Here is a 17,066-nt window from a genome sequence, read left to right as displayed (position 1 = left end):
ACGCCTTATCGGCGTAACCGCGAACCGCCTTGCGGTTGACTCGCCACCGACTGACAGGAGTTGGTCTCAGCCCTCGGCGGAGTCCTCGTAAAACCGGTTGAACGCGTCCCGCCAGGACTCGGTGTCCTCACCGGCCGGCTGGTGTTCGACGGGGATATCGGCGAACCCACAGCGGGAACACGTGATCGTCGACACGTCCCCGAGCGAGAACTCTTCGATGGATCCCCCACACCGTGGGCACTCGTCCATACCTGTAACTGTCACGGGGAATCCTTAACTCTATTCGAACCTGTCGTGAAACCGTACCGTTCGATCTGGGAGTTTCCCATCGTCGTTCCAGGTCGACCGGTTCCTCGACGACCCGGATCCCTCGGTCGATGGTGTCCACTCGGATCGGTCGGTTCACGCATTTACGAACCTTTTTGCACGTCATTCGTGTATTCGACGGCAATGAGACCGTCGTCCGCTCGCGCGATCGGCTGTCACCAGTCCGTGACTGTTCTCCGTCGCTCTCGAGACCGTCGGACGCGAGGAATCGATCGCCGTCGTCGGCCGAGATGAGCGGGCTCTCACGACGGACCCTCGCCCGGCGACTCGAGTCGATCGCGGACTTCGAGGATCCCTCCGTCTCCCTCGAGCAGTATCTGACGCCGGCGGAGCTCGCCGCCCACATCTGTCATCTGGCGGGGTTACAGGACGACCTCGACCGACAGGTCGTCGATCTGGGAACCGGGACGGGAATGCTCGCGATCGGGGCGGCACTCGCCGGTGCCGATCGGGTTGCCGGCATCGACGTCGATTCCGACGCACTCGAGTTGGCTCGTCGGAACGAACGGGCAGCCGTCGGCGAGAGTGGTGATACCGACCGCGCGCTCGCGTGGCTCCGCGGGGACGTTGCCCGCCATCCGTTTTCGATCGCCGATGCGACGGTCGTCTCGAATCCCCCATTCGGCGCACAGCGTGGAAACAGGCACGCGGATCGGGCCTTCCTCGAGACGGCCAGCGAGATCGCGACGGTTTCGTACACGATTCACAACGAAGGAAGCCAGCCGTTCGTCGAGTCGTTCGCCGCCGACGAGGGCGGGGACGTGACACACGCGTTCCGCGCGGAATTCCCCATCGCGAAGCGGTTCGCGTTCCACACCGAGACACAGGAGGCCCTCGAGGTCGAAGTGTTCCGCATCGAGTGGGGGTGACGGGCGATCAGCCGGGACGGAATCGGGGCCCGAAACGACCGCCATTGCTGCCGGCGATGCGCCGGAGGCTGGCACCGACGAGATAGCCAAGCACCGCAAGCGGAAGACCGACGACGATTGCCGCACCCGTTCCGTCGGCAATCGCTTCCGGAAGCGAGACGACCATCGTGAACTGTTCGACCGCGTACACGGTTCCGTACCGGCCGAGTCCGATGCCGAACGGGACGCTGGCGACCAGCGCGAACGTCGGGAGGAATCCGGACGTAATGGCGGCGCTGAGCGCGCCGATGCCGACGAGTAGACAGGCCGCGACCGCGACCTCGACGTGGAATTCGGCCCCGGTCCACGTTTCGACGACGAGGTCGGCAACGCGGTCACTGCCAATCGTCGTCCCGGCCCCCACTGCAACCGCGAGCCCGAGTACGGCTGCCAGGAGAACGGTGACCATGGATCTGTCGAGTCGATTGCCGACGAGCCAGGACGGTACCGCCGAGACGAGCGAGCGTCCCGATTGGTGTAGCTTTCGGAGTCCGCTATCGTCAGATGACATCGTTCTAACTACTCACTCTGATCACAAAAAAGTATGTGGAGAAATGAGCCCGGAAGATCGGGATCAGCCGACCGTATCGTAGGTCTCCTCGCTCGCGATCGCGACTCGAGTGCCCTGGGCACTCGCGTAGATCGTTTCGTTCTCGCGTTGGAAGGTGAGTCCGCCCGCCGACGCCGTTTCGTTATCGTTCGGGAGCGGCGTCGTGACGGTCTCGGTTTCGCTCGAGTCGACCGCGAGGACGAACGTGTCGTCGGCGGAGTCGATCGTCACGTTCCGCCCGGCGATCTCGGCTTCCGCTCGTGATTCGTTGGATTCGTACGCGAGTTGGCGGTCGTCGCCGTCCTCCCACAGCCAGACCTGATAGACGGTCTCGTTGCCGACGGGTTCCCAGCCGGTCCGTTCGACGTGGACGGTCTCTCGCCAGCCGGGGCCGCCGACGGCGACCGTCTCCTCGCCGGTAAAGGCGAGTCGCTGGGTACTGATCGCCTCGAGCCAGATCTGGCGTCGCTCGCTGGCGACGACCACCCCGCTTGCCTCGAGGCCCTCGTCGCTCTCGACCGCGTCGATGCCGATCCCGGTGACGAGTCCGTTCGGGACGCCTTCGACGTACTCGACGGTGTAGTCCTCGATCTGGACGGCCGCGTCCGACGACGCGCTCGCGTCGTCGACGACGAGGAAGTTGGCCGGGACGGCGATGCCGGCCAGAAGCGCGAGGATTCCGACGACGGCGAGGAACGCGACTCCCTTGGGGGTCAGGGCCGACAGCCAGTTCGACTCGCGGGCGCGCCGTCGGCCGCCACCGACGATCTCTCGAACGCGGTCGAGCCGAGCCGTGGTGGGGCCGTCGTCGCGACCGCTGCCTGCGAGCTCGAGCGGTCGGACGACCGAGGACGCCCCGTCGTCAGTCGGCCCCGGCGGTGGTGCCGTCGACCCCGCGAGCAGGCCCTCGATCCGTCGGGGGAGGAGGGGAGTCTCCGAGGCGGTCATCGAGAGGGTAACGACGAGCGCGAGTACCGAGACGATGGCGACGCCGGGGCCCTGAAAGAGGATGTACGAGTTCTCGCCCCCGAACCAGTAGATCGCCCACAATCCCTTGGAGAACCCAAAGAGGAGCACAGCGAGCCAGAGTCGGAACGGGTTCGGGCGGGTCCCCCGCCGCTTCAGGAGCGCGATTCCGAGGACGAAACCCAGGAAGAGGCCCAGCGCGTGGCCCTGGATGGCGATACCGGCCCAGGAGGGTGCCGAGGGTGGGCTCGGCTGGGCGGTGTAGGTTCGAATCGGGTCCTGCAGCGCATAAAAGAGCCGCAGGACGACGCTCTGGACGCCTAGCGTGGCGACGATCGTCACGATCGGATAGTGGACGATGGCGAACCCGGCGAAGGCGAAGACGACGCCCGAGAAGCCGATCACGGGGCCGAGCGCGAACAGACTCGTCACCAGCCCGATGGCGACGACGGCCAGCGGGAAGAGGACGAACGCCCGAACCCGCGGATCGGCTCGCCACGAGTCGGGCCGCTGTGGGTCGCGCTCGTCCGGATAGTGACCCCAGGCGTACTCCGCCAGCGGCGCGACGACGACCGTCCCGGCGAGATTACCGACGAGATGGCCGGGGCCGGCGTGAGAAAACGACGCCGTCGCCATTCCCAGCGGGTAGAAGTACGACCAGGTGCGGTAGGGTATCGTCACCGGATCGCCGACGTTCGTAAGGCCATCCTGGACGAAGAGATAGACGGCGACGACGAACGCGATCACCACGAGCGTTCCCCACGGGATTCCGTAGACGAGTCGGGATCGGAGCACGTCGCGCCAGCGTCGCTCCGGCCGATGGACCCGCCTGACGATCGCGATCGATCCCACTAGCGCCGCGGCGACGAGGACCGACAGCGTGGCCGCAAGCGAGAGCATGTCCCGTCGTTCGAACGGGGGCGTATAGTGATTTGCCTTCAGGGAACGGCCGTCCAGCGGCGGCTTCGAAAGGTACAAGCAGCCGACGACCGGACTGGATGACATGGAACTGCGGGTCACCGAGAGCACCGACAACGAACTCTCGATCGAGATCGCCGGCGAGGATCACACCTTCATGAACGTGCTCAAGGGCGCGCTGCTCGAGCACGACGACGTGAGCGCAGCGACCTACGACGTCAACCCTGAGCAGTCGGGGGGCCAGACCGAGCCGATCCTGACGATCAAGACCGAAGGCGGCGCGGATCCCCTCGAGTGCCTCGAGGAGGCGGCCGTGACCGTCCGCGAGAAGGCGACGTCGTTCCGGGACGCGTTCGAAGCGGCCGCCTGATCCCTCCGACAGTCGATCGCAGCGCTCTCGCTGGTCTCGTATTGGCGCGAACCTATTCTCGCGGTTTTTTTATCGCCTCGACCCCGCCGTCGAGAGCGGTTAGCAGACGGTATAAAAGACGTAGATGTCGTCGTTCGGTGCGACGTGGACGTCGATCCCTTCGGCGTCGAACCCGGCCCGAACGGCGTCACCGAACTGTGAGGAGAGAAGCGCCCGAGCGATGTCGTCGGCGAGTGCCGACTCGTCGTCGTACGCTCCGATCGGCCGCTCGGAGAGGATCAGTGGCGCGCCGGAGACCCGTGCGTTACCGCATCCGTGATCGAACTCGCTGGCCCTCACGTCGTCGGGATCCCTGTCGGAGAACGCTTCCGCGACGAGCCGTCGGTTTTCGTACTCGGCGTAGTCCGCGAGCCCCTCGTCGTAGGATCGTCCCGCCGAGGATTCCCGTTCTCTCTCGAGTCGGTCGTGAATCTCGCCTTCCATCGCCTCGAGATCGAACCCTGCTGCCTCGGCTCCATCGCCCGGCGCTTCGGGCGGCGGTGGCTGGCCGATCCCCGGTAGCACCGAAAGCGGAACGATCCCCGTCGCGAACAGCGCGATGACGACGCCGACGACGGCGAAGAGCGGCAGATAGGGCTTTGCGACCTCGAACCAGCTCGGCGTGTCGAGATCCTGCTCGAGCCCCTCGTAGGTCCGTTCGACCCGCTCGAGGTCGGGATTGCCACAGCGGGAACACGGCGGGGTGTTCCGGACGTGTTCGCGGCCGCAGTTCGGACAGGCCCAGACGTACTCCGGCCCGGTCTCGACGGTTCCGGACGGGATCGGCTCGCCATCGCCGTCGGGATCGCTGTTGCTATCGCGTTCGCTCTCGTCCTCCGCTCGGACGATCGCCTTCTCGAAGGCGTTGTGACCGCACTCATCGCAGGGAGGATCGTTTTCGGCGTGCGGTTTGCCACACCACGTACACCGCCACTTCACTGCTAGACGTGGACGACCGCGTGGCAATAAGCGTACTGGATAGTCGAGACGATCGACCGTGAGCAGGAGTCCGACTTCGATGCCGTTCCTCGTCCCGAACTGACCGCGGGTCGGAGCGGTTTTTCCGCTTCGAGACCGTGGGCTCGGTTGCACGCTCCGTCCTCGAACGGATCCGCGTCGTCGCACCGGCCGTGGTCGACGACGTGGAACGGCCACACGTCGTTCTTCCGCCGGATACTGACCGGGACCTGTTGTCGTCGATTCGTCCACTATTCGATATATTCTCAGAAAGAGCTATATTCTCGTGAGAACTTACAGATATAGTGAAAAGAAGCTCCAACATCTTCGTTCGCGTCTACAATTCTAGAATAAATCCAAGTGGGGACACATCCGAAGCAGTCGGCTACTGGCTGATTACCATGGGTACTGTACTCGCACTCGTCGGAATCGCGTCGTTCTTCTGGGCATCGAGCTTTCCCCGTGGGGATCCGGCGTACTGGCAATACAGGCAGGCTGGTATCGCACTTGCCGCGAGCGCACTGCCGCTGGCGATGCTCGGGATGACGTTCCGTCTTCCACTCCAGCCGGCGGCTACCGTGATCGGTGGCGTCGGCGTGCTCCTCTGTGGCGCGGCGATCGGGTGGTTCCTGCAGTTGTATCCGAGTCAGTGGACGTTCGCGGGGCCGAGTTCGGTTCTGCTGACCTACACCGGCGGAGTGACGTTCCTGGCAGCGGGACTGACAGTCGTTCCCTTTGTGACCACTCCGACAGTTGCGACCCCCAATCAGAGCCCATCACGGCAGCCCTACTACGAACTCCACGAGGGAGACGGTGGGTGGACGTGGATCCTCTACGATAGCGTCGGCCACCCCCTCGCCGAAAGTACCGTCCCGTTCGACGAGCGAGCGGCGGCACGAGACGCGGTCACTGAACTCTCCGTCACGCTCCCCGTCGCCGGAACCGAAGTGACCGTCAGCGGGGTCCAGAACGAATGAGTACTCCGATTGGGTTCCTGTCGGCCGTTGCGATCGTGTTCGGACTCGTTTGGCTCTACGTCAACGGTTATACGTTCGCACCCGTCTACCGGAAGGCGTTTTATACGCTCATTGGACGGGCGAAAGACCCGCGGGTCTACGACGAAGGCACCGCAGTCGCTGACGGGGAACTGCCGGTGATAGACGTGCTACTCCCGGCGTACGACGAGAGCGAGACGATCGGCTACTCCATTCGTGCGCTGCGAGCGGCCGAGTACCCCACCGAGAAGCTACGTGTTCACGTCGTCGTCGAAGCCTCGGATCAGACCACTCGCGGTACGCTCTCTCAGCTCAAGCGCCGCTACGACTTTCGAGAGATCGTCGTCCCGCCGTCGTATCCCGGGACTCCGAACAAGCCACGAGCACTCAACTACGCCTTCGAACGGACGACCGGCGATATCGTCGGCGTCATCGATGCCGAGGACGTCGTTGCGCCGGAACTGTTCCGGCAGGTCGTTTGCGCGCTCGTCGACGGCGACCACGACTACGTTCAGGGACGACTCGACATGGAAAACGAGGACGATGGCCTGTTGAACACCCTGTTTAGGGGTGAGTACGGCTTCTGGTACGGGATGATCATCCCGAGTTACTTCCGCGTCGGCTATCCGGTGCCCCTCGGCGGAACGACCAATTTCGCGACGCGTGCAGTCCTCGAGGCAGCCGCAGCGAAACGGCTCGAGCGGTTCGGTTCCCCCTGGAACGACGCCGAACGCGAGACGCTGGCCGAAACGGGATCTGCCGGCGTCGTGCCGTGGGATCCTCGAAACGTAACTGAGGACTTCGAGCTCGGGCTCTTGCTCTGGGAGACCGGCTACAGTATGGCGATGGTTACCGCGGTTACTCGTGAGGAGTCTCCCATCGGACTCAACGGATGGGTACGGCAGCGGACCCGGTGGCAGAAAGGGAAGCTGTTCACCCTCTCCCAGCGACTCCGTTACCCGCCGGCAGGGATCCGCCGAAAGGTCCACATCTACACCCAGTCTGCGATGCCACATCTCGGACCGATCAACGTCGTCGGAATCTTGCTCGTGTTGATCTACGCGAGGTTGGTCGGATTCCTCGCGGCACCGGTCGTCGCTGTCGTCTTGCTGATCGGTCTCTCGATGGCCATTCAGCAGATGGTGATGCACACGGTCGGTTACTGGCAGGTCACCGATAACCGGGGATTGATCCGCATCGTACGGGCGACGATTACCTTCGTTAGCGTACCCCTGTACTGGGTGCTTCAGTGGGGCGCAGACGTTCGCGCGTTCGTCCAACTCGGGTTCGGCCACCTGGCGTGGGAGAAGACCAGCCACGAGGGACGACACGTGGACACGGCAGATCCGGCCGCAGTCGGATCCGTGCTGTCGATCGGTGGCTTCCAGGTCATCGTCGCCGAAACCGCCGACGGGTGGACGTGGATGGTGAACGATACCGACGACACCGTGGCCCAGGCGACTGGGCCGTTCCCCTCCGAGGCGGACGCGAGGGCTGGTGCCGAACTGTTCGGTGAGAGCCTAGCGATCGCAGTCGGCTCTGGATCCGTCTTCGAAATCGGGATGTCCGATCCCGGCTGGACGTGGCACCTCGTCGCTGACGAAGAGCGAATCGCCGTTGCGCCCACCCACCAGTCAAGCGTGGAGGACTCACTCGAGAGCGTCGGCCGAGTTCAGTCCGCCGCCGGTCTCGCCGTGCTCAGGGCAGACCCAACCCGAGAGCGTCAACCAGACACGTCGGAACGAGAACCTGAGCGTGTAACTCCAGTAGAGCCCTGAACACGGGCCGTTCCTGTGACGGAGCGACAGTTGTCGGGACCGATCCGATGCAACCGAGTCGGACTACAATCGTACCGGAACTCCCCGCTCGTCCAGGTACGCTTTGGTATCCTCGATGGAGTACTCGTCGAAGTGGAAGATCGAGGCCGCGAGGCCGGCGTCGGCACCCGCCTCGGTGAAGACGTCGTACATGTCTTCGGGGCCGCCACAGCCCGAGGAGGCGATGACCGGGGTGTCGACGGTGTCACAGACCGCCTTCGTCAACGGCAGGTCGTAGCCGTCTTTCGTACCGTCCTTGTCGATCGAGTTGACGAACAGTTCGCCCGCCCCGCGGGACTCGGCCTCCGCGGCCCACTCGAGGACGTCGATGCCGGTCCCCTCGCGGCCGCCCTTCTTCGTACACTCGAACCAGCAGGACTCGCCGTCGATCTCGACGTAGTGCTCGCCCCCCTCGTCGAAGCGCCGCCGGGCGTCGACGCTGATGACGATACACTGGTTGCCGAAGGCCGTAGCACCCTCGTTGATCAGTTCGGGCCGCTCGAGCGCCCCGGTGGTGATCGAGACCTTGTCCGCGCCGGCCCGCAGGGTCTCCTTGATGTCCTCGGTGGTGCGGATGCCGCCGCCCACTGTGAGCGGGATAAAGACCTCGTCGGCGACGCGCTCAACGACATCGAGCATCGTCTCGCGGCCCTCCGCGGAGGCGGTGATGTCGAGGAAGACGAACTCGTCTGCGCCCGCACGATTGTACGCGCGGGCCATCTCGACGGGATCGCCGGTGTATTTCAGGTCCTCGAAGTTGACGCCGGTGTAGACCGCCGGGTTCCCGTCCTCGTCGAGATCCACGTCGATACACGGGATGACTCGCTTTGTCAGTACCATGTGGTTGTTAGGCGAGCCTTCGCACCGGGGATAGTAAAGGGGTCTGGATCGGGCAACGGCTCCGTCCGTCGTGACGACGTTCGTGCTATCCCTCGAGCACGCGCGACCGAAACGCATCGACCGCCTCCGGAAGCACCTCGAGCGATGCCCGAACGCGCACGTAGTCACCGTACTCGCTGTTCAGCGAGGTGACGGCGTCGGAGTCGGTATCGGCCACTCGTCGCACGGACTGGTCGGTCCACTCGAGTCGCTGCCCCGTCTCCGCGAGTGCCAACGCCCCGGGCGATGGGTCGGTGAGTTCGTCTCGTGCCGTCTCGGCCGCGCCGATCGCGGTCTCCCGTTCGTCGCGGACGTCGGCGAGCGTTTCGGGGAGCGAGACCGAACCGTCCGCGATTCGGTCGCGAACGACCTCGAACGCCCGGAACGCTTGTTCGAACCGAACAGCGTGATAGAGGCCCGTTCCGAGGTCCCCGTCGCTCACTGCAGTCTCCATTCTCTCCCGCTCGTCCGTGACGGCACCACCGGTCCGCCAGAGGATGTGCTCGAGGTACGTCTCGTCGATGTCGCCGACGCCGATCTCGTCGAACCAGTCGTCGTCCTGTGCGGGAAAGGCGACGCCGTCGGCGTGGTCGACGCACCGCTCGAGCGCGCCGCGCAGGATCGACTCGAGATCGACCGGCTCCTCGAGCGTCGCCTCGTACCGATCGGCCAAGTGCTCCCAGCCGCTCGCCGTCGCCGCCGCGGACTCCAGGTCGGCGGCGGCCTCGCCCGTGTCGATGACGGTTGCGCTCCCGTCGAGCCCCCATCGCCGGAGGGACTCGACCGCCCGGTTGAGGGCAGCCTCGAGCCGGGAGTAGTAGAGGGCCGAGCGGAGCAGTTCGTCGTCGGTGGCGTTTCCGCGGTACGCGAGCGACGTGTGCTGATCGCGGACCCGCGGCTGGAGGTCGCTGTATTCGTCCTCGAGATCGGCGGTGAGCGTCTCGTCGTCGATGGCCGCCCACGTCGTCATCGCCTGCCGAGCGCTGGCACGGCCCCCTCGGAGATCACGAAGCGCGTGATACAGCGCTGGCCCCGTCGCGTCGGCCGCCTCGGCCCGGCTCTCGCCGGCCTCGTCGCGCGCGTCGGTGATCGATTCGCGGACGACGCCGTTCGGGACCGCCTCCGCCGTGAGCGGGTCGGGGATCGGTGCCACCAGTTCGTCGACCCGCTCGAGTGCGGTTTCGATCGCACTCGCGTCTGGCTGGACCGGAACCGGTCCGTCGATCCGCGGAGCGGGCGGCGAGAGGACGCTAGCGACTTCCGAGACGGGAAACGACCCGCTCGTTTCGTCGTCGATCCACGGGAGGCTACTGCAGCCGGCGACGGCGACCCCGGAGACCGCAGTGAGCCCGGCGAGGAACCGCCGTCGGTCAGTCGACTGCCGGTTCGACGGGGTCATTCGCGACTCCCTCCCTCGCTGTCGGTTGCGTTCGCGTCTCGGGAGTCGGTCCCGTTCGAGACCCGCTCGGATCCGTTCTCTCCCTCGATGATCGGGCCTCGACACGACGCGCTCTCGGAACTCGAGTGACTCGGTGGCGCGTCCTCGTACGACCGCTGGATACGGAAAACGACGACTTCCATCACGTCGGTATCTGCCTCACAGGGCGTCTTCGGGTCTTTCAGCGTGCGGCAGTACCGTCGATGAAAATCGCCGTCCGTCGCCTGAACGCTCCGCACGTGTCTGTGATAACAGTCGCCGATGGGGCGCTGATCGACGACGATCGATTCGGTCTCGAAATCAGTGTCGTCGACGAACTCGCGTATCTCGGCCGTTCCCTCGGCGTTCTCCTCGAGATCGATCCGGAGCGCATCGGCATCACCGTCGTCGATCAGGAAAAACGACCCGGTGTGTAGCGGCGGCCGATCCTCGTCTTTCTGCCGCTGGGCCGCCGCTTCGTTCGGGTAGACGAACGGTGCCCCGTCGGCCGAGCGCACGAACAGTACGTCGTACTCGTGAGTCGACTCGGACACCCGATCCGTGTCGTGAGCGGTCTCGCTGTCGCTGGTCGATCCGCCACTCCCGGAACACCCCGCAACCACCGCCGAAAGGCAACTACCGCCGGCAGCGAGTACCCGCCTGCGGGAGAACGTCGTGGAGGACATCGTCCACCGATGGTTACTCGAGCGATATATACTTCCGGATGACAGAACGGTCGAGGCGGCGTCTCCGACGCTCCGCTGTAGATGTCTTTAAGGGACCGAGCCGAGAAGAGGCACTCATGACGGACGATACCGCAACCCCCGCCGATGACGATACGGGAGCCGACGTCGGTCACGATCTCGAAACCGAACGAACGACCGCGCCGATGAGCGACTACTCGTCGCGAGCCGTCCTCGTCGGTGTCGTCGTCGCGCTCGTCGGCGCAGCGATCGCGTTCGGAATTCCGGTACTCGCAGTCGGAATATGAGTTAAAAGACGTACTCGTCGTCGTGGCCCATCATGCCATCGTCTTCCAGGCCGGTGCCGCCGGTCGTTCCCTCCTCTTCGTCCATCGGTCCACTGGTCTTGTAGGCCTTGATGCCCGTCGAGAGGAGGTCCTCGATCGCCTCCTCACGATTGACGAACTCGCCGCGTTCGACCATCTGGGCGATCTGCATCTCGAGGTGTTCCGGTATGGTGATCTCTACTTTCGGCATCTGATTCGGCTTTCGGCGAGGGGGTATTTAGGTTTGACGGGGAACGCACATCTACTGGGACAAATATGTGAACTATCGAACGTATTGCTGGCCCTCGAGGAGTACCGAAGGTACGGCGGGTGTTGTCGAGGCGTCGATTCGCCGCCCGGTTAGCGACTGCCCATCATCGAATCGATCGCGTCACGCAGTTTCGTCCCGGGCTTGGTCAACGTCTCGAGTTGCTGGCGCATCCGGCGCTGGTTGAAGTAACTGGCGAACGCGAGGATGGTCGGCGGCCAGAGGCCGACGAACGTGCCGAGTTCGCGCTCTCCCTGTACGAAGTAGTAGTATAGTGCGAGCCCGACCGATGCAGCCGACGCAATGAACGCGGGCCCCATCGCCTGTTCGCCGACCTCTGTCGTTGACTGTCCGGATATTTCCCGTTCCGTGAGCTGTTCTGTGCTAGCCATGCATCGGTAGTCTCGCCGAGACTGTACTAAGGGGTGGCGAGGGTTTCGCGGGACAGAGCCACGTTGTGACGCCGAGTCGATTCTTTCTCTCGGTTTCTGGCCCGACGCCGTCGGGCTAATTCCGGATTTCTCCAGCGGACGGATGTCGACCCGTGTGACAGTCGCCGATCGGAACTCGAATCGCCTCGCTCACGGCGAGTCGTTCCTCCGAGTTCGATCGAACACGAGGTGTCGGCGCACCGGCGAACGGATGGCAGTCGATGGCGTCACATCTACGTCCGTCGGGACGAACGCACGACCATGGATACCACTGACGTTACGGATCTCTACCAGGAGTTCGGCGACGACCGACTGCCGCCGGGACAGCGCGAGACCACCGCGTTTCCGGTCCTCTCGAAGGGGGGGCGGCCCGACTGGGATCCGGAGACCTGGGAGTTTACCGTCACCGGCGCGGTCGAGGAGGAACTGCGCTTCTCGTGGGACGAGTTCCGGTCCTTGCCGAGCGTCACCCAACGACAGGACTTCCACTGCGTGACCGGCTGGAGCAAGTTCGACTGCGAGTTTACGGGCGTTCCGTTCCTCGAACTCGCCGACCGGGCCGGCGTCGACGAGGATGCGGTCCACGTCATGTTCGCCGCGCTCGACGACTATACGACGGACCTCCCGCTCGAGGAGTGCATGCGCGAGGAGGTGTTGTTCGCGTGGGAGTTCGACGGCGAGCCACTTCCCGAAGACCACGGCGGCCCGCTGCGGGTCGTCACGCCCCACAGATACGCCTACAAGGGAGCGAAGTGGGTCGACGGCATCGAGTTCCTTACCGAACCCCAGCGGGGCTACTGGGAACGGCGCGGCTACTCGCAGACGGCCGATCCGTGGCAGGAAGAACGATACAGCTGAGATATCCACCGCGAACGGTCGTCGCTCGATCGGTCGGCGAATAGTTAGGCTGAAGGCCGGGCGGTCCTGACGTGCGGTCGATGGATCGATCGTCGGGCGATGGTCGACTGGCGAGTGAGGGTGAGTCGGCGGCCGGCACTGTCGACCTCGTCGGCCGGAGTCGCAAACTCGAGGGCGTCTCCTTCGGTGCGATTCTCGATGGCAGTGCCGAGTCGTGCGTCCAGTGGGCTACCCCCGACGGTCTCGAACTCGTCGGTCGGGGCGTCGCCGCCCGGTTCAGGGCCGGTGGCCCCGACCGATTCGATCGGATTCGATCGCAGGCCGGCCGAGCCTTCGATGGGCTCGAACACGAGGGGCCCCCGGCAGCCCGGCCGCGAGCGTTCGGCGGGTTTTCGTTTCACGACGGCCACGAGGCAGCGCCACCCTGGACCGGCTTCGACGCGGCGTCGTTCGTCGTCCCGCAGGTTCTCGTCGCTCGGACCGACGACGGGACGTGGCTGACGGCCGTCGGACCCGGCGAAGACGAAGCCGCCGACCGACTCGAGGACTGGCACGAGCGGCTGGCAGCCCTCCCGGCGATGCGACCGAGCGGGTCGACGCCGGGCGTCGCCGCGACACGGCGGACGACCTCGCCCGCGGACTGGTCGACCCAGGTCGAGACCGCACTCGAGCGGATCGCCGACGGCCGGTTGCGGAAAGTCGTCCTCGCGCAGGCCCTCTCGGTCGACCTCGAGGGGCCCGTCGATGTCCCCGCGACGCTCGAGCGCCTGCGCCGCCAGTATCCGAACTGTTATCGCTTTCTGGTCGGTCACGAAATCGGCGGCACCTTCTTCGGTGCACCACCCGAACGGCTGGTCTCGAAGCGCGGCGACCGCGTCGAGACGGAAGCGCTCGCCGGCTCGGTCCCGCGCGGCGAGACGCCGGCCGAAGACGACGAACACGTCGATCGGATGCGGGCGGACGCGAAGTTCCAGCACGAACACGGGCTCGTCGTGGACGCGATCCGTGAACAGCTCGCCCCGCTCGCGAGTGAACTCACCGTCAGCGAGCAGACGATTCGGCGGCTGGCGACCATTCAACACCTCCAGACGCCGATCGAAGCGAGGCTCGCGGGGGATCGGCACGTCCTCGAGATCGTCGAGGCGCTGCATCCGACGCCCGCGGTCGGCGGCGTCCCGCCCGACGCGGCCTGGGAGACGATCCGCGAGACGGAGGCGTTCGATCGTGGCTGGTACGCCGCACCCGTGGGGTGGTTCGACGCCGACGGCGACGGCGAGTTCGCCGTCGCCATCCGATCCGGCATCGCGGCCGACGGCGCGGTGACGCTCTTTGCGGGCAACGGGATCGTCGCCGACAGCGACCCGGCCGAGGAGTGGGACGAAGTACAGCTCAAGTTCCGACCGATCCTCGATGAACTCCGATCGCGGCCGAACCGATGACGGCACCAAACCGCGCGACGCTGTGGGGTCGCGTCCTCGTCGACGAACTGGCAAAGCAGGGACTCGAGGCCGTCTGTCTCGCGCCGGGCAGCCGCTCGACGCCGCTGACAGTCGCGTTCGCCGAACACCCGACTATCGACGTCTATTCGCACCTCGACGAGCGCTCGGCGGCGTACTTCGCGCTCGGTCGTGCCCGTCGCACCGGCGAGCCGACGGCAGTGGTCTGTACCTCCGGGACGGCGGCGGCCAACTTCCATCCCGCCGTGATGGAGGCCGATCAGGCCCGCGTCCCCCTGCTCGTGCTCACGGCCGACCGACCGCCCGAACTCAGAGACAGCGGCGCGAACCAGACCGTCGATCAGGTCAAACTCTACGGCGACGCGGTCCGGTGGTACACGGAACTGCCCGAACCCGAGCCCGACGAGCGGAAAGTGCGGCGGCTCCGGACGACCGCCGCGCGGGCGCTCTCCGAAACGACCGGCGACCCGCCCGGGCCAGTCCACTGTAACTGTCCGTTTCGCAAGCCACTCGAGCCGACCGCGGTGCCCGGCGACGTGCCCGACGCGTTCGCCGAGACGACGGCCGCGAAGGGTCGTGACGGCCCCTTCGTCGAAACGACTCGCGGGACGGGAACGCTCGCGGCCGAGGAGCACGGAGCGCTTCTGCAAGCGCTCGAAACCGCCGACCGACCGCTCGTCGTCGCGGGTCCCGCCGATCCGACGGCGCTTTCCACACTCGAGCCTGCGGCCGTCACCGAACTCGCGGACCGCCTCGGCGCGCCGATCCTCGCGGACCCGCTTTCGGGACTGCGATTCGGCCCGCACGTTCGCCCCGAGAGCGACGACGTGGCTGGGCGACCGCGGACGATCTACGGCGGGTACGACACCTACGTCGGAGAGCTACCACCCCCCGATGTCGTTCTCAGGTTCGGCGCGTCCCCGACGTCGAAACCGCTTCGTCACTGGCTTCGGGACGCCGATGCCCGGCAGTTCCTCGTCGATCCCGCAGGCGCGTGGCGCGAGGCGACGTTCACCGCCACCGACCTGCTCGCCGCCGAGCCCGCGGCCGTCGTCGACGGCCTGCTCGAGGCGCTGGCGACGACCGATAGCGGGCTGAACGAGGGGGTCGTGACCGACGACGACTGGCGTGCCCGGTTCGACGCGGCCGAACGTCGCCACTGGACGGTCCGCGACGAGGCACTGGAACCAGCGGTCCTCGAGTCCGACCCCTTCGAGGGAGCGATCCTCGCGTCGGCCGTCTCGAACGCGCCGGACCCGGCGACGGTGTTCGTCTCGAACAGCATGCCGATTCGGGACGCCGACCGGTTCGCGCGACCGCGACCCGCCGACCTGACGGTGCTCGCGAATCGCGGCGCAAGCGGTATCGACGGAATCACGAGTACGGCACTCGGTGCTGGCACCACGACCGACGAACCGCTGGTACTCGTCACCGGCGACCTGGCCCTCTATCACGATTCGAACGGGCTGCTCGCGGTGGATCGCTGTGACGTCGACGCTACGATCGTGCTGCTGGACAACGACGGCGGCGGCATCTTCCACGAACTCCCCATCGAGGCGTTCGACCCGCCGTTCACGGAGCAGTTCAAGACGCCCCACGGCCTCGAGTTCGACGCGCTCGCGGACCTGTACGGACTCGAGTTCCAGCGCGTGACTCCCACGGCGTTCGACGACGCGTACCGTCGATCGATCGACGCGTCGGGGACGCAACTCCTCGCGGTCGAATTCGATTCCGAAGCGAGCCACCGGCGTCGGGACACACTCGCCGACCGCGTCAGGTCGGCCGTCGACGGGACTCCCGAGTGATCAGGGACGGAGCACCCACCAGAGAGCGACGGCGTTGCCCAGCGGGACCCAGGCGAACGCGAGCGTCAGTAAGCCGACCAGGGTGAACGGGTCGGCCAGTCCGGTCTGGAGCATGCCGACGGGAAAGAGGACGCTCCAGACTCCGAAGGTCGGGATCGCGACGCGGGGCATCGTCAGCAGATAGCCCACCAGTGCGAGCGTACACGCCGCGATGATCGCGTTGACCGGGAGCGAAAACATCGTCGTCAGACTCGCGGCGACGAACAGCGGATAGAGGAGGGCGACGGCACCCACCGAGACCACCGTCGTCCGGTCGAACGGGTGTCCGTTCCGCTCGAGATCGATCTCGTCGTTCCAGTCGTGGACGGAGTATTCGGCTTCCTCGTCCTGTGAGTCGGTCGATTCGCCGACCGTCGTGGTCGTTCCCGTTCCGGGGGCTCCGAGGTCGCTACCGTCGTCGCCGACGAACGGGCCGTCGGTCGCCGCGTGCCGTTTCGCTCGTCGACGGCGGCGTTTGGATCGCTGTCGAGCGTGGTGGCTCCCCCGTTCGGTTCCCTCGTTCGTCGCCGTCCGTCCGCCGGCGGTCTCGGTCGTCCCCGTTTCCCCGCCAGCCCCGGCGTCCGTGCTGGTCGAGCGCCGTTGCCTGCCGTTCGACGTCGTCCCCGCGTCGGTCGCGGTCCGCCCCGGCCCGGCGGACGGTCCGTTTCTCCCGGTGGCCGTCCGCCTGCTCCCCGTCGACCGCTGCGTGGTGTCGGTTCGATCGGAGTCCGACTCTCGACTCTCGGATTCCTCGCTTCCGTCGCTCGAGTCGCGCGTCTCCTGGGCGAGTCCGACGTACGTCTCGTGGCCGAGGCGGTCGTAGCGTGCGCGTTCCGTTCCGTCGGTGAGGACGGACTTCGCGGTCGTGACACGCTGGAACTGCTCGGCCGCGTCGGGGTCGTCGGAGTGGTCCGGATGCGTCTCGAGGACGCGGTCGCGATAGGCCGACTCGATTTCGTCCTGGGTCGCGTCCGGATCGACCTCGAGGACGTCGTAGTACGTCTCGCCCATTCCCTACGCGGATGTCGAACGACCGGGTGAAAAATCAATCGGGTG

At 65.9% G+C, this 17,066-nt stretch carries 18 protein-coding genes; 8 read left to right on the top strand and 10 right to left on the bottom strand.

Features of this window, described 5'->3' with window-relative positions; all coding sequences use genetic code 11:
• Positions 1–66 precede the first annotated feature (66 nt).
• Positions 67–249: a zf-TFIIB domain-containing protein gene (locus tag J0X27_RS00570; RefSeq protein ID WP_207270572.1), complete on the bottom strand. Its 183-nt coding sequence runs from the start codon at positions 247–249 to the stop codon at positions 67–69.
• A 308-nt stretch (positions 250–557) separates the two neighbouring features.
• Here J0X27_RS00570 and J0X27_RS00565 point away from each other — a divergent pair, with 308 nt between their 5' ends.
• Positions 558–1,196, top strand: coding sequence for an METTL5 family protein (locus J0X27_RS00565; protein WP_207270571.1), 639 nt, complete (start codon positions 558–560; stop codon positions 1,194–1,196).
• A 7-nt stretch (positions 1,197–1,203) separates the two neighbouring features.
• On the opposite strand, the gene J0X27_RS00560 is transcribed toward J0X27_RS00565, so the two are convergent.
• Together J0X27_RS00560 and J0X27_RS00555 are read right to left on the bottom strand one after the other, a co-directional pair.
• On the bottom strand, positions 1,204–1,746 hold the full coding sequence (locus tag J0X27_RS00560) for a DUF8071 domain-containing protein (protein ID WP_207270570.1): 543 nt from the start codon (positions 1,744–1,746) through the stop codon (positions 1,204–1,206).
• Positions 1,747–1,809: 63 nt separating this feature from the next.
• Entirely contained in the window at positions 1,810–3,651 is a 1,842-nt protein-coding gene (locus tag J0X27_RS00555; protein WP_207271989.1) for a rhomboid family intramembrane serine protease, read from the bottom strand.
• 103 nt (positions 3,652–3,754) lie between these two features.
• On the opposite strand from J0X27_RS00555, the gene J0X27_RS00550 reads away from it, so the two are divergent.
• Positions 3,755–4,039 (top strand): DNA-directed RNA polymerase subunit L, encoded by a 285-nt coding sequence (locus J0X27_RS00550; RefSeq protein WP_097379084.1) that lies wholly within the window; start codon positions 3,755–3,757, stop codon positions 4,037–4,039.
• Positions 4,040–4,138: 99 nt separating this feature from the next.
• Here the strand turns inward: J0X27_RS00550 and J0X27_RS00545 are convergent, their stop codons facing one another.
• Positions 4,139–5,017: a hypothetical protein gene (locus J0X27_RS00545; protein WP_207270569.1), complete on the bottom strand. Its 879-nt coding sequence runs from the start codon at positions 5,015–5,017 to the stop codon at positions 4,139–4,141.
• A gap of 323 nt (positions 5,018–5,340) precedes the next feature.
• Between J0X27_RS00545 and J0X27_RS00540 the strand changes: the two genes are divergently transcribed.
• Both J0X27_RS00540 and J0X27_RS00535 read left to right on the top strand, forming a co-directional pair.
• Positions 5,341–6,012 carry a cell division protein CdpA domain-containing protein gene (locus J0X27_RS00540; RefSeq protein ID WP_425491929.1) on the top strand — a complete coding sequence of 224 codons (672 nt, stop codon included), beginning with the start codon at positions 5,341–5,343 and terminating at the stop codon, positions 6,010–6,012.
• Positions 6,009–7,808 carry a glycosyltransferase gene (locus J0X27_RS00535; protein WP_207270567.1) on the top strand — a complete coding sequence of 600 codons (1,800 nt, stop codon included), beginning with the start codon at positions 6,009–6,011 and terminating at the stop codon, positions 7,806–7,808. The genes J0X27_RS00540 and J0X27_RS00535 overlap by 4 nt, the downstream gene beginning before the upstream one ends.
• A gap of 63 nt (positions 7,809–7,871) precedes the next feature.
• On the opposite strand, the gene hisF is transcribed toward J0X27_RS00535, so the two are convergent.
• From hisF to J0X27_RS00520, 3 genes are all read right to left on the bottom strand, one after another.
• Positions 7,872–8,687, bottom strand: a complete 816-nt coding sequence (gene hisF, locus J0X27_RS00530) for an imidazole glycerol phosphate synthase subunit HisF (RefSeq protein ID WP_207270566.1) — start codon at positions 8,685–8,687, stop codon at positions 7,872–7,874.
• An 85-nt stretch (positions 8,688–8,772) separates the two neighbouring features.
• Complete coding sequence (locus J0X27_RS00525; protein ID WP_207270565.1) at positions 8,773–10,125, bottom strand: hypothetical protein; 1,353 nt, start codon at positions 10,123–10,125, stop codon at positions 8,773–8,775.
• Positions 10,122–10,829 (bottom strand): hypothetical protein, encoded by a 708-nt coding sequence (locus J0X27_RS00520; RefSeq protein WP_207270564.1) that lies wholly within the window; start codon positions 10,827–10,829, stop codon positions 10,122–10,124. Before J0X27_RS00520 ends, J0X27_RS00525 begins: the two co-directional genes overlap by 4 nt.
• Positions 10,830–10,945: 116 nt before the next feature.
• Here J0X27_RS00520 and J0X27_RS00515 point away from each other — a divergent pair, with 116 nt between their 5' ends.
• Positions 10,946–11,134 (top strand): DUF7550 family protein, encoded by a 189-nt coding sequence (locus tag J0X27_RS00515; RefSeq protein ID WP_207270563.1) that lies wholly within the window; start codon positions 10,946–10,948, stop codon positions 11,132–11,134.
• 1 nt (position 11,135) lies between these two features.
• Here the strand turns inward: J0X27_RS00515 and J0X27_RS00510 are convergent, their stop codons facing one another.
• Positions 11,136–11,363, bottom strand: coding sequence for a ribbon-helix-helix domain-containing protein (locus tag J0X27_RS00510; protein ID WP_121742944.1), 228 nt, complete (start codon positions 11,361–11,363; stop codon positions 11,136–11,138).
• Positions 11,364–11,512: 149 nt separating this feature from the next.
• Positions 11,513–11,812 (bottom strand): hypothetical protein, encoded by a 300-nt coding sequence (locus J0X27_RS00505; protein WP_207270562.1) that lies wholly within the window; start codon positions 11,810–11,812, stop codon positions 11,513–11,515.
• A 300-nt stretch (positions 11,813–12,112) separates the two neighbouring features.
• On the opposite strand from J0X27_RS00505, the gene J0X27_RS00500 reads away from it, so the two are divergent.
• The 3 genes from J0X27_RS00500 to menD all read left to right on the top strand — a co-directional run bounded on the left by J0X27_RS00500 (position 12,113) and on the right by menD (position 15,971).
• The gene (locus J0X27_RS00500; protein ID WP_207270561.1) at positions 12,113–12,709 is read left to right on the top strand and encodes a sulfite oxidase-like oxidoreductase; all 597 of its coding nucleotides are present in this window, start codon (positions 12,113–12,115) and stop codon (positions 12,707–12,709) included.
• 80 nt (positions 12,710–12,789) lie between these two features.
• A complete protein-coding gene (locus tag J0X27_RS00495) occupies positions 12,790–14,148 on the top strand; it encodes an isochorismate synthase (protein ID WP_207270560.1) in 1,359 nt (452 codons plus the stop codon).
• On the top strand, positions 14,145–15,971 hold the full coding sequence (gene menD / locus J0X27_RS00490; protein ID WP_207270559.1) for a 2-succinyl-5-enolpyruvyl-6-hydroxy-3-cyclohexene-1-carboxylic-acid synthase: 1,827 nt from the start codon (positions 14,145–14,147) through the stop codon (positions 15,969–15,971). The genes J0X27_RS00495 and menD overlap by 4 nt, the downstream gene beginning before the upstream one ends.
• Here the strand turns inward: menD and J0X27_RS00485 are convergent, their stop codons facing one another.
• Positions 15,972–17,021, bottom strand: a complete 1,050-nt coding sequence (locus tag J0X27_RS00485; protein ID WP_207270558.1) for a J domain-containing protein — start codon at positions 17,019–17,021, stop codon at positions 15,972–15,974.
• Positions 17,022–17,066: the final 45 nt, after the last annotated feature.

This window comes from Natrinema longum, assembly GCF_017352095.1.
Lineage (GTDB): Archaea > Halobacteriota > Halobacteria > Halobacteriales > Natrialbaceae > Natrinema > Natrinema longum.
Note: the sequence above shows the minus strand (reverse complement) of the source record. Positions and strands in the feature narration are given on the sequence as shown.

What these genes read in the sequence shown, in the direction of transcription:
- J0X27_RS00570 (WP_207270572.1), bottom strand. Translation starts at nt 249, where the DNA reads ATGGACGAGTGCCCACGGTGTGGGGGATCCATCGAAGAGTTCTCGCTC.
- J0X27_RS00565 (WP_207270571.1), top strand. Translation starts at nt 558, where the DNA reads ATGAGCGGGCTCTCACGACGGACCCTCGCCCGGCGACTCGAGTCGATC.
- J0X27_RS00560 (WP_207270570.1), bottom strand. Translation starts at nt 1,746, where the DNA reads ATGTCATCTGACGATAGCGGACTCCGAAAGCTACACCAATCGGGACGC.
- J0X27_RS00555 (WP_207271989.1), bottom strand. Translation starts at nt 3,651, where the DNA reads ATGCTCTCGCTTGCGGCCACGCTGTCGGTCCTCGTCGCCGCGGCGCTA.
- J0X27_RS00550 (WP_097379084.1), top strand. Translation starts at nt 3,755, where the DNA reads ATGGAACTGCGGGTCACCGAGAGCACCGACAACGAACTCTCGATCGAG.
- J0X27_RS00535 (WP_207270567.1), top strand. Translation starts at nt 6,009, where the DNA reads ATGAGTACTCCGATTGGGTTCCTGTCGGCCGTTGCGATCGTGTTCGGA.
- hisF (WP_207270566.1), bottom strand. Translation starts at nt 8,687, where the DNA reads ATGGTACTGACAAAGCGAGTCATCCCGTGTATCGACGTGGATCTCGAC.
- J0X27_RS00525 (WP_207270565.1), bottom strand. Translation starts at nt 10,125, where the DNA reads ATGACCCCGTCGAACCGGCAGTCGACTGACCGACGGCGGTTCCTCGCC.
- J0X27_RS00520 (WP_207270564.1), bottom strand. Translation starts at nt 10,829, where the DNA reads ATGTCCTCCACGACGTTCTCCCGCAGGCGGGTACTCGCTGCCGGCGGT.
- J0X27_RS00515 (WP_207270563.1), top strand. Translation starts at nt 10,946, where the DNA reads ATGACGGACGATACCGCAACCCCCGCCGATGACGATACGGGAGCCGAC.
- J0X27_RS00510 (WP_121742944.1), bottom strand. Translation starts at nt 11,363, where the DNA reads ATGCCGAAAGTAGAGATCACCATACCGGAACACCTCGAGATGCAGATC.
- J0X27_RS00505 (WP_207270562.1), bottom strand. Translation starts at nt 11,812, where the DNA reads ATGGCTAGCACAGAACAGCTCACGGAACGGGAAATATCCGGACAGTCA.
- J0X27_RS00500 (WP_207270561.1), top strand. Translation starts at nt 12,113, where the DNA reads ATGGATACCACTGACGTTACGGATCTCTACCAGGAGTTCGGCGACGAC.
- J0X27_RS00495 (WP_207270560.1), top strand. Translation starts at nt 12,790, where the DNA reads ATGGATCGATCGTCGGGCGATGGTCGACTGGCGAGTGAGGGTGAGTCG.
- menD (WP_207270559.1), top strand. Translation starts at nt 14,145, where the DNA reads ATGACGGCACCAAACCGCGCGACGCTGTGGGGTCGCGTCCTCGTCGAC.
- J0X27_RS00485 (WP_207270558.1), bottom strand. Translation starts at nt 17,021, where the DNA reads ATGGGCGAGACGTACTACGACGTCCTCGAGGTCGATCCGGACGCGACC.